Source organism: Stenotrophomonas daejeonensis, from assembly GCF_001431505.1.
In the GTDB taxonomy this organism is placed as follows: Bacteria; Pseudomonadota; Gammaproteobacteria; order Xanthomonadales; family Xanthomonadaceae; genus Stenotrophomonas; species Stenotrophomonas daejeonensis.
The window spans coordinates 1-738 of sequence record NZ_LDJP01000124.1; the positions used below are offsets into that span (position 1 = coordinate 1).

A 738-nucleotide genomic window follows, 5' to 3' on the forward strand; every position below is an offset into this window, starting at 1 on the left:
GTTGAAGCGTACGCTGAGTTCCTTCAGCGCGCGGACAGACGCCATGCTGCGCAAGGTGGCGCAGATCGCCACGGACACAGATGCTGTAGCCGACACCATCTCCTTCCCCGGCCTGAACGCGCTACAGTTCACCAACACGCCCAACATCGGCGAAGCCGTCATGCCGGCCAAGCCGTTCGTCGAGCGCCACGGCCGCACCGGCGCGCAGATCGACGCCGAGATCAACCAGAAGATCGCCGGGCTGCAGGAGGGCTTCGCCTTCGCGATGATGCCGCCGCCGATCCTCGGCCTGGGCAACGGCAACGGCTACCAGATGTTCGTCGAGGATCGCGGCAACCTCGGCTACGGCGCGTTGCAGAACGCGGTGCAGGCGATGCAGGGCGCGGTGGCGCAGACCCCGGGCATGGCGTTCCCGATCACCAGCTACCAGGCCAACGTGCCGCAGCTGGACGCGGAAGTGGATCGCGTGAAGGCCAAGGCGCAGGGCGTGCAGCTGACCGAGCTGTTCGACACCCTGCAGACCTACCTCGGCTCGGCCTACGTCAACGACTTCAACCAGTTCGGCCGCACCTGGCAGGTGATCGCCCAGGCCGACGGCCAGTTCCGCGACAGCATCGAGGACATCGGCCGGTTGCGCACCCGCAACGACCGCGGCGAGATGGTGCCGATCGGCTCGATGGTGAGCATCCGCGAAACCTACGGCCCGGACCCGGTGCTGCGCTTCAACGGCTACCCGGC

Annotated in this window: 1 protein-coding gene; it reads left to right on the forward strand. The window is 67.2% G+C overall.

Going from position 1 to position 738, the window contains the following annotated elements:
* The coding region (locus ABB34_RS14690) for an efflux RND transporter permease subunit (RefSeq protein ID WP_161808924.1) at nucleotides 1–738 on the forward strand (738 nt) is incomplete at both ends.